This window comes from Vibrio sp. D3, assembly GCF_043995865.1.
GTDB classification, from domain to species: Bacteria; Pseudomonadota; Gammaproteobacteria; order Enterobacterales; family Vibrionaceae; genus Vibrio; species Vibrio diabolicus.
The window spans coordinates 731,587-744,732 of the sequence record NZ_CP171886.1 but is presented as its reverse complement, the minus strand read 5'-3'; the positions used below and the strand labels follow the sequence as shown (position 1 = coordinate 744,732).

The window sequence follows — 13,146 nt, the reverse complement described above, 5'->3', positions numbered from 1 at the left end:
TTAGAGCAAGAACGAAGCCCAAACAAAAAGGGCAAGAGTGAGCGCAACAAATACTGCAGCCGAGCCGATATCTTTGGCTCTACCACTGAGCTCGTGCCAGTCATCGCTAACACGGTCGACAACTGCTTCTACGGCGGAATTAATAAGTTCGACGATCAGGACCAATAACAGGCTACTGATCATCAGTACTCTTTCAAATGTGGTGACTGGAAGGAAAAAAGCACAGACGGAAAGCACTAAGGCTAGAATCAATTCTTGTCTGAAGGCGGCTTCGTATTTCCATGCGGCTTTCAATCCCTGAAATGAATAGCCGGTCGCATCCATGACACGGCGTAGACCTGTTTTTCCTGGCTTCAAAATATGACCTTACTACAGCTTAATAATTTAGATTGTGCATCTATCCAAACGATGAAAAGAGACTAATCGTTCTTGCGTGAAACATTTGTGAATGGCATCCATCACACAACGATATAGGGTTTGAATAAGAAAAAAGAGTTGAATTAATCAAGGTCGTAGACGGTATAGCCTTTATTCTGAAGGCATTTTCGCAGTACGAGAGATTGTGTCTTGGTGGAGTCATTGCTTCCACTCAACGCTCCGGCCCCTGCTCCTACAGCACCGCCTGCAGCGGCACCAACAGCAGCCCCACCTATCCCGCTTTCTATCACTCCAGCAGCTGTCCCAATTAGTGCACCTGTAACTGCGCCATTAGCGGCTTCAGATTTAGCAGCTTCCGCTTTGTCTACGTTGTCCGCATACCCTTGGCAATAAAGAAAATCTTGTTCATATTTAGCAGGATCAACATTGGTCATGTCGACAACAGGCTTTTGATTATAAGTACAAGCGGTAAGAGTAGAGGCAAGCGTCATAACCAGAATAAAAGGTTTGTACATGAGTATTATCCATTTGTTCTGTGAATTTATGGATTAAATGTACACTGTTTTATTGCTGAGCTCTGTCGCTGGAGTGTATTGAAGTGTCGTCTTCTGTAAAGGAGGAAAGACGTTAACTTAACTGTCTGATTTTGGAAGACGAAGTGTGAAGCAAGCACCACCAAGTGGGCTATGAGAAATCGAAACCTCACCATGTTGAAGTTCCATTATCTGCCTGACGATCGCCAAACCGAGCCCAAATCCACTCGTGTTCTTGTTTCGGGATTCATCCGCGCTATAAAATGCTTCAAAAAGGTGAGGCCAATGCTGCTCTTCTATACCTATACCATCATCATGGACATGGATTAAACAGCTTTGCTGATCACTTTTTATCTCAACCATAATTTGAGTATTTGCGTATCGCATTGCATTGCGTAGCAGATTATCCAAAGCACGTTTTAGCAGTTTTGGATCGGCAAATGCGCGCGCGTTTTCAGAGTTTGTTTCATTGACTGAGATAGATAATTTGGTCTCTTTTTGCCATCTCTGTTTTAACTCATTAACTAACTTGGCGAGTGCTACGTTTTCTGTTTGCAACGCCGTATCTGGGCGTTCCATTTTGGCGTAATAAAGCAGCTCTTCAACCATGTCTTCCATCTCGTCAATGTCCTCGACGATACTACGTACATGCTTTTTCTGTTGTTCGGTTAATGTAGAGTCCGATAACAAGTCAGCTTGCCACTGTAAACGAAAAATAGGAGTGCGTAATTCATGCGCAACTGCATTGGTCAGCATTTTATTGCTAGTGATCAGGCGAGAAACTTTGTCAGCCATCGTATTAAAGCTTTTGTTCAGTGTCCCAACGGATTTGGCGCTTGAGGTGCTTGCTCGTGCTTTGAAGTTGCCTGAAGCAAACTCGACCGTGACTCTTTCTAACTCACGAATTCGACGACTCAAAAACCAGATCAGCAGTATGCAATACAGAGCAAATCCGGCTAAAAAGAATAACCATACAATGTTGTCATCAAAGTTAATCGCCTGAATAACTGAGCTATCCGGATCATCGATCATTTTGAAAATAGGGGTGTCCGCATCTAGGCGGAACCATATATCCCTTTCTTCGTCGTAAGTAACGTTAACAGAGGTGTCACTTTCAAATGCTTTTCTGATGTCTTCTGGAAGTTCTTCGAGCGTGTGAGGAATCAACAAGCGATGGCTGGACGTGGCAAATTGCTCAAGCTGTTGTTGAGTGTATTCTAGTCCGTGCTCTTCGTAGATAGGATAGATAAGATCTTGGAAAGCTTGACCTTCTTGCTCTTGTAGCAGGTAATCGTAATCTGTGTTGATCTCATAGACTAAGAATTCGTAACCCCACAAACTCACCATAAATAGAATGATAAGACCGACAAAGCTTTCCAGATAAATCCGTCTCATTATTCATTCCATGCATCAGGCATAAATAGGTAGCCTTTGCCGCGAACCGTGATGATTTTTTGTGGAGAGCAAGAGGCATCGCCTAATTTTTTTCTCAATGTCACAATACGGTTGTCAATGGTGCGATCTGTACCGTCGTACTCAATACCACGTAGTGTTTTCGTTAACCACTCACGTGAGAGTGTTTTTTCTGCGTGTGTTGCGAGAACCCATAATAAATCGAACTCACCGTCAGTCAGCGCAATTTCTTCCTGGTTCATGACGCATGATTTACGTAATCGGTTTAAACACAGTACTCCAATTTGTAGACCGTTTTCGGACTCGGTAGAGGCTGCCTCTTTTCTTCTCAATAGCATGCGAATGCGCGCCAGCAGCACACGAGGTTTGATTGGCTTGGTAACAAAGTCATCGGCGCCAATTTCTAATGCGGCGACGTGATCGAAGTCGTCATCACTCGCTGTCAGCATCAACACTTTGCCTTTGTAGCATTCACGGATTTGACGACATACGCTCAGGCCGTCTTGTCCAGGTAGCATCAAATCTAACAAAACCACGTCTGGCTGTGTGTCAATAATCGCTTCGGGTGCGTCTGTCCCGTTGTCGATACATTTGACCTGGAAACCTTGTTCAACAAAATACTCTCCCAGCATAGCTTGTAATTTGGGATCGTCTTCCACGATGATTAAAGATGGTTTGACTTGTTGTGCGTTCATTTGAGTGATGTATACAATATTTAATATCACTGGAACTTAAACAAATTTACGAATTATTTCAAATAAAGCTTTCTCAGAATAAGGTTATCGGATGAGTTGATTCGATAAATACCCCAAGTAATGATTCAAACTTAATCATTAATCACATTATGAAGAGGCTAAAAAAGGCGCAACTGCTGCGCCTTAATATGGAATATTAGAGTGAACTTACGTTTTATTCGGTGGTGCACACGACGCTGTTGTCGCTGCCAAAAGCATTGGGAACATAAGCGTCGGCTTGAGGATCGTTTTCCCACTTTGCATCATTGAGCAAGTAGCGGAACTGAACATTCTGCTCTTTAGGTAAGCGCGTTTTAAATTTAAATTGACGGCTTTTCTTCACTAACTTCATCGGTTCTGGCTGCCAGTTGTTAAAATCCCCAGCAATATGGATGGAGTCCCACTGGTCTTTATCTAGCTCGAACGTGACTTCAACTTCATCTTTTGTCTTAAAGAATCTCTTTTTAAGCATTGATCTTTCCTTGTTCGTACAAAAACTGTTCTAACTATTACTCGTGTTTCATAACGATTTCAAGTTTTATCGAATTGTCGCTGGTATCAGGTGAAGAACTATCTAAATGATGAATAGCTTAATCGCTATGAGTTCTTGTGAGAGGGGAGCGGTATTGAGAAGCCTCAAGGGTAAGGAACCGTTAACGTACCAAGTTTTTAGGCGAGGCGGAACTCAGAGTCCGTATCTTGAAGTCAAACCGTTATCATGTATTATCTTAAATCACCATTTTTGTTGATGTAGCTATGTTGAAGTTTAACCGTACATTGTTGACCGCGATAGTTTGTTTAGCCGCTATGCTTTTGAGCAGTGTCGCTCCTATGGCGAAGGCTTCAGCCCCGGTGAAAACAATTGAAGTACGCGATATTATTGTTCAACAGGCTGCTCTGCACAAACAACTTGGCGTCAATGACGACTGCGTAGAATCACATCACGATGAGTCAACTATCAATAAGGTGCAACAGTCTCACACGAATTGTAGCTCTTCCTGCATGGTCAAAATTCCCGCCAACTTATCTCAAAACGACTTACTGCTTCTTCCTTACAGCCTTGCATTGATTGATAGGCCTTTAGTCGAAAAAGTAGTGACAGTGATCACCAAGCTTTATCGTCCTCCGATTGTTTAATTCCTCATCTCAAGCTACTTGGGGTTTCCCCCTTTTTACCAAATGAAATGATTTGGCATTTGAATGCCACAAGGAAATAAACAATGAAAAAACTACTTGCCTTATGTAGTGCACTTTTACTGACTTTTACCGCTCACGCAGCGCAATTTGAAGAAGGGAAGCACTACAAAGTTCTGGATGTTAAGAAAGCATCGAAACCTGTTGTGACGGAATTCTTTTCTTTTTATTGCCCACATTGCTACAAGTTTGAGTCGCTTATTGAGCGTTTAAAACCTGCTCTGCCAAAAGAGGCAAAGTTTGAAAAGGTACATGTGGGGTTCATGGGCGGAGATATGGCGATTCCGATGGCCAAGTCCTACGCGACGATGGTATCGCTCGGGGTTGAAGATACAATGATTCCTGCCATGTTTGCCCAAATTCATCAAAAGCGACAAGCGCCAAAAGACGAAGCTGAGCTGAAACAACTCTTCGTTGATAATGGCGTAGAAGGTAAGAAGTTTGATGCGGCGTACAACAGTTTCGCCGTAAACTCAATGCAGAAAGGTTTTGATAAGCAATTCTCTGCCAGCACGTTAAGAGGGGTTCCGGGTGTGGTTGTGAACAATAAATACATTGTTTTGGCCAACGAAATTCGTACTTACGACGAGTACAATCAATTAGTTAATTACTTATTGACGCTGTAACTGTAAATAGCATTGATGCTTAAAAATGGCGACGATAGAGTCGCCATTTTTTATGCTGATCACTTTCGCATTATCTAAGAACGCTTGTGCATGCTTGAGTCGGAACACTAGTCATAAATATGGCATGCGGATAAAACAAGCTAGCTGCAGTGATTGCGACATTACATGGCTGAGCAATCGTGGTTTTAATCACATTGGTAAGTACGGCACCTGTATTGTTTACTGTTTGAGCGGCGGCTTGTTGTGCCTGGTAAGACACGCAACCTGTCGTTGCATTGATCATCGCTGTGCTAAACAAAAGTTTGCGAAAAAACATATTCATATCCTTTGTGAATGCTTTGAAATACTTATATGTGGATTGATTCATAAATGAAACAAAACAGCGTTCAAAATATATGTGCATTCACGAAATGAACATTGTTTTATAAAAAGACGTTTTTTTGTGATCTTAGCACTGGACAGACCAGGCTATGAAACTAAAGCCAATCCGTGCATTACGATTACGCTGAAGGTCAGCTTGCTCCTCATTCCTTGATATCCCTTGGGCTCGGCGTCTTGTTCGACTTTCCTCACGAGTTTTTCTGCATACCAAACAGCAAGATACCCAATTGCTAAGAGTAGGGTAGCGACCGCGTAATGTTTGTGACCCTGCAGTAATGCGCCCCAAGCAAGTAAGACAAAAAGGTTGCTGAGAATTAATATATTTCTGCTAAGGCGGTGGTAGTAATGCTCAATGCCGTTACCCCAAAGGATGCCGGATAAAAAACTTAATATAACGGCGCTGTATGCGATGAAAAATTGCTGGCCACTTAAATTGAACAGTGAGATGTCAGTGAAAATCAGCCCTAAACTAAACACAAATGGAACCAGGCCTAAGTAACCGAGTTGTAGCATGGTTGAGCGTGTTGTCATGGTCGTCACCTTACAATTGTTGCTCTATCATATTGGTAAGCGTAGTACTTGTCGGTGATGTGGAGCTTGGAAAAGTGGCAATAACTTTGCCTTCAGAGCTAATTAGAAACTTATAGAAGTTCCATTTTGGTTTGATGCCAGCTTGGTTAGTAATCTCGCTGAATACGGGGTTTGCATCTACGCCTAATACTGAGGAGCGAGCCATCATTGGAAAGGTGACCCCGTAATCGAGATAACAGACTTTCGCTGTGTTTGTTTCGCTTCCTCTGTCCTGTCGGAAGTCATTGCTCGGGAAGCCTATAACGGTGAAGTTTTGCTCTTTGTAAGTTTGGTAGAGGGTTTCTAACTGCTCGAACTGAGGAGTGAAGCCGCACTGGCTTGCTGTATTGACGACCAGAAGCGTCTTTCCCTTAAAGCTTTCGCATAGGTCGACTTCTTCTGTTGAATTTAACAACCTTTGCTTACCTTGAAGAATATCAGGGCACTCAGATGCGAGAGCAAGCGAACTCATGGAGATAAAGCCAACGAGAGCGACGAGTTTCAGTAATCCTTTCATGGTGTTGTTCCCTTTGTTTTCAATAAGTATAACTACTCAAGTGCAAAGAGGAACGATCAAAAAAGCCGCACAAATGCGCGGCTTCTTTCAGAGCTGGGATTTAATTATGCCAGTTTTAATTCGAACTGGTTGCGGTACATCACCATGTCTTCAATAGTCAGCACTGGCATGTTGTGCAGGCGACCAAACGCAACGATCTCAGGTGCTTTTGCCATCGTGCCATCTGGGTTGGTCACTTCACATAGTACGCCAGCGGGTTGAAGCCCTGCCATTTGCATCAGGTCAATCGTACCTTCTGTGTGACCACGGCGAGTCATTACACCACCTGGACGTGCGCGCAGAGGGAATACGTGACCCGGACGAGCAAGATCTTCCGGTTTTGCGTTCGGGTTTGCCGCCGTTTTAATGGTCGTCACCCGGTCTGCTGCTGAAACCCCCGTTGTTACACCAACTTTCGCTTCAATAGAAACCGTAAATGCGGTTTGGTTTGCGCTGTTGTTGTTTACTACCATTGGAGGCAGTTCCAGTTTGTCTGCTTGAGCATCTGTTAAGCACAAACAAACGATGCCGCTACATTCGCGGATCATCAACGCCATTTGTTCGTTGGTGAGGTGCTCGACTGAATAAATGATATCGCCTTCGTTTTCGCGATCTTCATCATCAAGAAGAAGTACGCCACGGCCTTCTTTTAGAGCGATAAGTGCGTTTTCAACGCGAGTAATTGGGTCGCCGAATTCGGCAAGTAGTGATGACTGATTCATGGTTAACTCCTAAATTTCACCAGAATCAGGGCGGTATGAGAGATCGTCGTAAAATACGATCAAAAAGAAGTGCACCAGCACTCTTAGCAATCTGACTCGCTATGCTGGTGTATTCTTATTCTCTTTCATCCGGACTATAACCGTCGGCTCTGGCATCTCACCAGATCTGCTGACCTCGACGAATCGAGCGCTCGCGGGCTCACTTGAAAAAGTATACCGCCGGTGGGGAATTTCGCCCCGCCCTGAGAACAATTAAAAATGTGCCACTTCATCCAAGTTGTGAGGAAGTGGAGCTAGGATAGTACTGCGAACTGAATAGCTTGGAAAGTCGATTCCATCTGTATGATGGAAAAGTGTGCTATCGACGGAAATAATCTGTGCGAATAAAGTGATCAATCTGCTGCGGCACGAAGGTGTTGTAAATCAGGCTCGTATGCGTTTGCTTCACTTCGATATGATCTTGCATACCGTCCAGTCTTGTCTCTTCTACGGTAACGGTACCGTCCGACATGGTGTTGTCATTACGGATCAACAATGGGCGAGCGCCAATCGGCATCGTTCCTGCGATACTGCCGAGTTTTTGAGGGAAATCCCAAGCGTCATCATGTCTGTTTAATCCGTGGTGTGGCGAATTGCCTAAAATTGCACCCAATCCGAGATCTTGAATCCGACCTACTATGGACGCGCCTTTAAGAGGCGAACCGATAGCGACAACATGAGAGATTAAGCTGGTGGTTGGCTTTCTGTTGGCGAGATAGCGCTTAATCATCAAGCCTCCCAAGCTGTGCCCCACGAGCACGTTTGCGGTCAGTGGGTTAAGCGAATGGTCAATAGAATCAAACAGTGAAGACTCATTGATAGCAACAGTGTTATAGCTGAGTACTTGCGTTTCGTATCCGAGCTTTCGCAGCTTTTGGCTAAGAGGCTGCATGACCAGCCCATGCATATAAAGACCATGTAAGATGATGATTTTCATAATACCTCCTAGATTTATGACGTTGTAGATATCCTACTCTAATTAACAAAGAACTACTTGTGCTTTGTGGTGCATATTTACGTTTTGCTGAAAAGTTTGATCGGTATAGCAAGCGTATTAGCCCAGTAAATCCTGTACTTGTTGTTGCAATTGATGACGATTTAAAGAAGCTGGGCTTAACACTTCACCAATAACAACGTCCACTTTTGACCAAAAACGAGTCGGTCGTTTTGTGAGAGCATGTCCGCCTTTGTGGCTGAAAAAAGAACCCCAAAGCCCCTTTAACGCCATAGGGATGACAGGAACAGGATTACGTTCAAGGATTTTTTCCACACCAGGGCGAAACTCACCCAATTCACCGTTAGACGTTAAACGACCCTCAGGGAAGATACAGACAACCTCACCGTCGTTAAGCGCTTGTTCAATCTGCTCAAATGCTCGTCGGTAAGTATCGGCACACTTACGTGGGGAACAGATAGGGATAACACCGGCATGACGGAAAACATATTTAAGAACAGGCAGCTCGCTGATGGACTTGTCCATCACAAAACGAACCGGGCGAGTAGAGGTTCCCATCAAAATCAACGCATCGACATAGCTAACATGGTTAGCCACGATTAACGCAGCACCTTGTTCAGGAATATGTTGGCGCCCCTTTACTGACACACGATACATACAATGGCTGAGTAAATAACTGATAAAGCGTTGTGTAAATTCCGGTACTTGACGATAGACATAGATTGCCACGAAGAAGTTGCCTATTGCCATCATGGCAAACAGTTCCACAATAGAAAGCTCTAGTACGCTGAGTACAACGATCGAAACCAAAGCAGACACCACCATAAACAACGCATTCATGATGTTGTTAGCAGCAATGGCACGTGCACATTCCCCTTTGTTTGAACGCGATTGGATGAATGCATAAAGAGGAACAATAAAGATACCGCCGCTTACACCAACAAGGAACAGGTCAATCATGACGCGCAGATGTTTGGATTCGGCAACGAAGCTTTGCACATCATAAAAGTGCACCGGAAGTGATGGATAACTTGGGACTGCCCATAGCAAGTCGACGCCAAAGACGGTCAGACCAAGGATACCGAATGGCAAAATACCAAGCTCAACGTGGTTGAAAGAAAGTTTTTCACACAACCAAGAGCCTATCGCGATACCAATGGAAAATAATGCCAACAGTAAAGAAACGACAGTACTGTCTGCAAACAAATGTTCACGCGCAAAGTTAGGGAATTGAGTCAGGTAAGTCGCACCCATGAACCAGAACCAACTGATGGCTAGAATAGACATCCAAATGCCTCTCTGCTTTTTTGCCACTTTTAACGTCTTCTTTAAGCCAGAAATCGGTTCAAATTTCGCTTTGTCAGTCGATTGGCTAGGCATCGTTGGAATATTCACGCTGCTCATGAATCCAAGCAAAGACAAGGCAATCACGATACAAGAAGCAATCAAGGTACCATTAGGAATGGTTAGCAGCAGGCCTGCGCTAAGCGTACCTATAAGAATCGAAAGAAACGTGCCCATTTCAACCCAAGCATTTCCTTTAACAAGCTCATTTGGTTTGAGTGCTTGTGGTAGCAAGGCGTATTTTACGGGACCAAAGTAGGCCGATTGAGTGCCTGTCATAAACAGCAGAACCAGCATCAGCATAGCACTTTGGGTCGCAATAGCGGTTGCAGCGCAAGAGATGATAGCCAGCTCGATGAGCTTTAGACGCCGGATTAATTTGGCTTTGTCCATGCTGTCAGCGACGGCACCAGCATGCGCAGAGAATAGAAAGAAAGGTAGGATGAATAAGCCAGCCGCCAAATTAACAAATAGATTAACGGATATTGGTAGGTTATCAATTTGGCTGTAAGTCACCATCAATAACAGAACGTTTTTGTAGATGTTGTCATTGAGTGCGCCAAGACACTGCGTCACAAAGTAAGGAAAAAAGCGTTTTGAGAAAAACATGCTGGCCCCGATTAAACAAAGTCGAATGAGATGGAAGCACTTTATGCTCAATGAACGATTAAACCAGCTTTCTCTTTCAAGTGACGTTGGGTGTCACCAAAAGTAACGAAATTCGTTGCTTTCATTTCCATTTGTTTGTTGAGTTACTAATTTCGAGACTTCTGAGTAGGTTTTCTTTCCCATGGTTCAAACAGAGGGAACGTCCAACGACGCATCGCAATAATCAGAGAGGTGCCGTGCTTTTCGTCCATATCGAGAGAGCTATCACTTTGGCAAGCCTGATAAAACTCATCGATGACCTTTTGCAGTTTCTGTTGTAGCTTCTTATTGGTTGGTACGCTCATCAATCCTGTTGCCATGGAGAACTTTTCATCTTCACCGGAAAAGTAGCTTTGGAAAAAGGCGTCTTGAACTTGCTGTTGGAAGAACCGTTGAATAGGGCCGCCCATCTGCCACTTAAATGTCGGAGATATACGCAAACGAATTTTGTTATTTGTCTGCAAGTCGATGATGTTCAGACGATCCAACTGAGCAAGCTTTTGCACCAGTTCCAACTCATTGAAGGTGTATTGCTGAACGATTTGTTCAAACTGATAGCCATTTACAACACAGATCGCCACGAGTAGCAGGGCTTTATCGTCAACCAACTGCTTTTCTTGCTCTAATGTTAGCGACTCTAGACCTTTATTGTGCGCAGCCGCGAGCTTAAACAGTTCCGCCATTTCTAAGCCAATCAATTGGCAAATTCGCTCTAAGCGCTCAAGGCTAATGTGTTGACCTTCAGCGAGTAAACGTTTGACGCTTCCTTCACTTAAATCAAGGTGTTGTGCAACATCGGCATAATGCAGCCCAGCTAACTTTAGTTGGCGTTTAAGCTCTTTAATTAACGTATAGCTTTCTGACATTTATGCTGTCACCTCGTCGTGTAATTGCTCTATATACGCTTGCATAAAGGCTTTGCGTTTTTGAGCTTCGCGTCTCGCTGACTCCGTGTTCATAGTTTCAGCGATTTTGAATAACTTGGTTTGAAAGTGATCCAGAGTGAATTGTTTATCGTCGAGCTCTCGCTGTTGAGCAAAGATGTCTTTGTCATCGTAAAGTTGCGCATCAAACTCAGTGCTCACTTGTATACAGCGAGTAATGCCAATTGCGCCTAAAGCGTCCAGACGGTCGGCATCTTGAACGACTTTTGCCTCCAATGTGTTGGGTCTGATATTAGCGCTAAAGCTGTGTGCTTCTATCGCATGGGCAATGGCATCATGGTATTGCTGCGGATAATCGATACTTTCTAAAAACGCGACCGCTTTTTTGGCTGCAATGATTGAGCTCTGCTTGCGGTTTGGATGATCTTTCGGATAGGTAAAACAATCATGTAAATAGGCGGCGGGAAGCACAATAGATAAGTCGGCGCCTTCTTCCATAGCCAGTTTTTTTGCGGTGTTTACGACCCGTTGAACATGGCTTATGTCATGCGCCGCATCGACTTGCATCTCTTGCTGCATAAATTCCAAAAATTGCGATTCTATCTGGCTTAATAAGGTCATGAGTTATATCTACAACTAAAGTGAAGGCGGAAGTATGCCGAACGCAGAGAGGAATTTCCAAGTTCGATAGTGTAATTGAGATTTAGCCATCAGAACCTTATGCAACTTAGTGAGTTTCGGGTCATCTTAAATAGCATTTTTGTGCGTTCGGTTGGCTACTAAGGTGGTAAGACACAGAACAGCAGTGACGTTTGCCAATAGCAAAAGGGCCTGATGATTTCGTTAGACCCTTTTTCGTTTTAGTCGGTATTTTTACTAACCTTAGCGCTTGAACGTCACTTGCTCTGCTTGTTCAAGATGAATATGAGTCGTCGCAGGCTGTGTTTCTGCAATCACTTTACCGTGACGAACAGAGTAGCGAACCGGTACTTGGCGACGTACGGCGTCAAAACCATTTTCTGCAGGAAGAATCAGTAGGCTACCTGGTTTGCCTTCTTCAATTCCATACTTGTCTTGAATGTTCAGTGTACGTGCTGAATTGGTGCTGATCAGATCCAGTGAGTTGTTGATTTGGTCGTAACCCATCACCTGACACACGTGCAGACCCATATGCAGCACTTGCAGCATGTTTGCAGTGCCTAGTGGGTACCAAGGGTCGAATACGTCATCGTGTCCAAAGCAGACGTTGATGTTGGCATTCAGCATCTCTTTCACTCGTGTTACGCCGCGACGTTTTGGGTAATCATCAAAACGGCCTTGTAAGTGAATGTTCACCAATGGATTTGCCACGAAGTTGATACCGGACATGCGTAATAAACGGAACAGGCGAGATGCGTATGCACCGTTGTAGGAACCCATCGCTGTGGTGTGACTGGCCGTGACTTTATTCCTCATATCAAACTTGTGCGCTAATGCTGCCAGTGTTTCAACGAAGCGAGATTGTTCGTCATCGATTTCATCACAATGCACGTCGATCAGGCGGTCGTATTTTTGCGCTAACTCGAATACGTAGTGCAGTGATTCAATGCCATATTCGCGTGTGAATTCAAAGTGTGGAATCGCGCCAATAACGTCCGCCCCTAATTTGACGGCTTCTTCTAGTAGCTCTTTGCCATTTGGGTAAGAGAGAATACCTTCCTGCGGGAAGGCGACGACTTGGATATCTACCCACTCTTTCATCTCTTCACGCACTTCTACCATCGCTTTTAGGGCAATTAGGGTAGGGTCTGAAACATCTACGTGAGTTCGAACGTGTTGTACACCGTTTGCGATCTGCCATTTTAAGGTTTGTTTTGCGCGCGTTTTCACGTCTTCAATCGACAGCATTTCTTTGCGCTCAGCCCAACGTTCAATACCCTCAAACAATGTGCCAGAGATGTTCCAGCTTGGCTCGCCTGCGGTTTGCGTTGTGTCTAAGTGGATGTGCGGCTCGCAGAAAGGCGCCACCGCCATGCCGCCTTCAGCATCGATGGTGTCACCGTTATGATTAAGCTCCACATCGTTGCTTTCAATGCGCTTGAATTGACCATCTTCAATCAAAATTTGCTGCAGACCTTCTTGTCCTTTTAGCGTTACGTTTTTGATCAGTAGTGTTGTCATGATGGTTCC

At 44.3% G+C, this 13,146-nt stretch carries 16 protein-coding genes and 1 riboswitch; of the genes, 2 read left to right on the top strand and 14 right to left on the bottom strand.

Annotation, left to right across the window (positions count from 1 at the left end; all coding sequences use genetic code 11):
* The 5 genes from ACHFJ9_RS03135 to ACHFJ9_RS03115 form a co-directional block, all read right to left on the bottom strand.
* A complete protein-coding gene (locus tag ACHFJ9_RS03135; RefSeq protein ID WP_012842368.1) occupies positions 1–357 on the bottom strand; it encodes a diacylglycerol kinase in 357 nt (118 codons plus the stop codon).
* Positions 358–500: 143 nt separating this feature from the next.
* Complete coding sequence (locus ACHFJ9_RS03130) at positions 501–893, bottom strand: glycine zipper family protein (RefSeq protein ID WP_395355194.1); 393 nt, start codon at positions 891–893, stop codon at positions 501–503.
* 117 nt (positions 894–1,010) lie between these two features.
* Positions 1,011–2,306 (bottom strand): ATP-binding protein, encoded by a 1,296-nt coding sequence (locus tag ACHFJ9_RS03125; RefSeq protein WP_395355192.1) that lies wholly within the window; start codon positions 2,304–2,306, stop codon positions 1,011–1,013.
* On the bottom strand, positions 2,306–3,019 hold the full coding sequence (locus ACHFJ9_RS03120; protein ID WP_005396348.1) for a response regulator: 714 nt from the start codon (positions 3,017–3,019) through the stop codon (positions 2,306–2,308). Before ACHFJ9_RS03120 ends, ACHFJ9_RS03125 begins: the two co-directional genes overlap by 1 nt.
* Positions 3,020–3,233: 214 nt before the next feature.
* Positions 3,234–3,530 carry an isoamylase early set domain-containing protein gene (locus ACHFJ9_RS03115; RefSeq protein WP_005396349.1) on the bottom strand — a complete coding sequence of 99 codons (297 nt, stop codon included), beginning with the start codon at positions 3,528–3,530 and terminating at the stop codon, positions 3,234–3,236.
* 284 nt (positions 3,531–3,814) lie between these two features.
* On the opposite strand from ACHFJ9_RS03115, the gene ACHFJ9_RS03110 reads away from it, so the two are divergent.
* Positions 3,815–4,195: a hypothetical protein gene (locus ACHFJ9_RS03110; RefSeq protein ID WP_258634951.1), complete on the top strand. Its 381-nt coding sequence runs from the start codon at positions 3,815–3,817 to the stop codon at positions 4,193–4,195.
* A gap of 83 nt (positions 4,196–4,278) precedes the next feature.
* On the top strand, positions 4,279–4,878 hold the full coding sequence (locus tag ACHFJ9_RS03105; protein WP_005373667.1) for a thiol:disulfide interchange protein DsbA/DsbL: 600 nt from the start codon (positions 4,279–4,281) through the stop codon (positions 4,876–4,878).
* Between the two features lie 70 nt (positions 4,879–4,948).
* On the opposite strand, the gene ACHFJ9_RS03100 is transcribed toward ACHFJ9_RS03105, so the two are convergent.
* The 9 genes from ACHFJ9_RS03100 to ACHFJ9_RS03060 form a co-directional block, all read right to left on the bottom strand.
* Positions 4,949–5,194: a hypothetical protein gene (locus ACHFJ9_RS03100; protein WP_005373664.1), complete on the bottom strand. Its 246-nt coding sequence runs from the start codon at positions 5,192–5,194 to the stop codon at positions 4,949–4,951.
* A gap of 152 nt (positions 5,195–5,346) precedes the next feature.
* Entirely contained in the window at positions 5,347–5,790 is a 444-nt protein-coding gene (locus ACHFJ9_RS03095) for a DUF3429 domain-containing protein (RefSeq protein WP_069548892.1), read from the bottom strand.
* Between the two features lie 10 nt (positions 5,791–5,800).
* On the bottom strand, positions 5,801–6,346 hold the full coding sequence (locus ACHFJ9_RS03090) for a glutathione peroxidase (RefSeq protein ID WP_005396353.1): 546 nt from the start codon (positions 6,344–6,346) through the stop codon (positions 5,801–5,803).
* 104 nt (positions 6,347–6,450) lie between these two features.
* Entirely contained in the window at positions 6,451–7,107 is a 657-nt protein-coding gene (gene ribB, locus ACHFJ9_RS03085; RefSeq protein ID WP_069548891.1) for a 3,4-dihydroxy-2-butanone-4-phosphate synthase, read from the bottom strand.
* 113 nt (positions 7,108–7,220) lie between these two features.
* Positions 7,221–7,361: riboswitch (FMN riboswitch) on the bottom strand.
* Positions 7,362–7,465: 104 nt separating this feature from the next.
* A complete protein-coding gene (locus ACHFJ9_RS03080; protein WP_395355188.1) occupies positions 7,466–8,083 on the bottom strand; it encodes a triacylglycerol lipase in 618 nt (205 codons plus the stop codon).
* Positions 8,084–8,200: 117 nt separating this feature from the next.
* The gene (locus ACHFJ9_RS03075) at positions 8,201–10,054 is read right to left on the bottom strand and encodes an MFS transporter (protein ID WP_395355186.1); all 1,854 of its coding nucleotides are present in this window, start codon (positions 10,052–10,054) and stop codon (positions 8,201–8,203) included.
* A 146-nt stretch (positions 10,055–10,200) separates the two neighbouring features.
* Positions 10,201–10,959 carry a helix-turn-helix domain-containing protein gene (locus ACHFJ9_RS03070; RefSeq protein ID WP_256965617.1) on the bottom strand — a complete coding sequence of 253 codons (759 nt, stop codon included), beginning with the start codon at positions 10,957–10,959 and terminating at the stop codon, positions 10,201–10,203.
* The gene (locus ACHFJ9_RS03065) at positions 10,960–11,598 is read right to left on the bottom strand and encodes an HD domain-containing protein (protein ID WP_226420430.1); all 639 of its coding nucleotides are present in this window, start codon (positions 11,596–11,598) and stop codon (positions 10,960–10,962) included.
* Positions 11,599–11,859: 261 nt separating this feature from the next.
* Positions 11,860–13,137, bottom strand: coding sequence for a cytosine deaminase (locus tag ACHFJ9_RS03060; protein WP_395355183.1), 1,278 nt, complete (start codon positions 13,135–13,137; stop codon positions 11,860–11,862).
* Positions 13,138–13,146: the final 9 nt, after the last annotated feature.

What these genes read in the sequence shown, in the direction of transcription:
- ACHFJ9_RS03130 (WP_395355194.1), bottom strand. Translation starts at nt 893, where the DNA reads ATGTACAAACCTTTTATTCTGGTTATGACGCTTGCCTCTACTCTTACC.
- ACHFJ9_RS03125 (WP_395355192.1), bottom strand. Translation starts at nt 2,306, where the DNA reads ATGAGACGGATTTATCTGGAAAGCTTTGTCGGTCTTATCATTCTATTT.
- ACHFJ9_RS03120 (WP_005396348.1), bottom strand. Translation starts at nt 3,019, where the DNA reads ATGAACGCACAACAAGTCAAACCATCTTTAATCATCGTGGAAGACGAT.
- ACHFJ9_RS03115 (WP_005396349.1), bottom strand. Translation starts at nt 3,530, where the DNA reads ATGCTTAAAAAGAGATTCTTTAAGACAAAAGATGAAGTTGAAGTCACG.
- ACHFJ9_RS03110 (WP_258634951.1), top strand. Translation starts at nt 3,815, where the DNA reads ATGTTGAAGTTTAACCGTACATTGTTGACCGCGATAGTTTGTTTAGCC.
- ACHFJ9_RS03105 (WP_005373667.1), top strand. Translation starts at nt 4,279, where the DNA reads ATGAAAAAACTACTTGCCTTATGTAGTGCACTTTTACTGACTTTTACC.
- ACHFJ9_RS03100 (WP_005373664.1), bottom strand. Translation starts at nt 5,194, where the DNA reads ATGTTTTTTCGCAAACTTTTGTTTAGCACAGCGATGATCAATGCAACG.
- ACHFJ9_RS03095 (WP_069548892.1), bottom strand. Translation starts at nt 5,790, where the DNA reads ATGACAACACGCTCAACCATGCTACAACTCGGTTACTTAGGCCTGGTT.
- ACHFJ9_RS03090 (WP_005396353.1), bottom strand. Translation starts at nt 6,346, where the DNA reads ATGAAAGGATTACTGAAACTCGTCGCTCTCGTTGGCTTTATCTCCATG.
- ribB (WP_069548891.1), bottom strand. Translation starts at nt 7,107, where the DNA reads ATGAATCAGTCATCACTACTTGCCGAATTCGGCGACCCAATTACTCGC.
- ACHFJ9_RS03080 (WP_395355188.1), bottom strand. Translation starts at nt 8,083, where the DNA reads ATGAAAATCATCATCTTACATGGTCTTTATATGCATGGGCTGGTCATG.
- ACHFJ9_RS03075 (WP_395355186.1), bottom strand. Translation starts at nt 10,054, where the DNA reads ATGTTTTTCTCAAAACGCTTTTTTCCTTACTTTGTGACGCAGTGTCTT.
- ACHFJ9_RS03070 (WP_256965617.1), bottom strand. Translation starts at nt 10,959, where the DNA reads ATGTCAGAAAGCTATACGTTAATTAAAGAGCTTAAACGCCAACTAAAG.
- ACHFJ9_RS03065 (WP_226420430.1), bottom strand. Translation starts at nt 11,598, where the DNA reads ATGACCTTATTAAGCCAGATAGAATCGCAATTTTTGGAATTTATGCAG.
- ACHFJ9_RS03060 (WP_395355183.1), bottom strand. Translation starts at nt 13,137, where the DNA reads ATGACAACACTACTGATCAAAAACGTAACGCTAAAAGGACAAGAAGGT.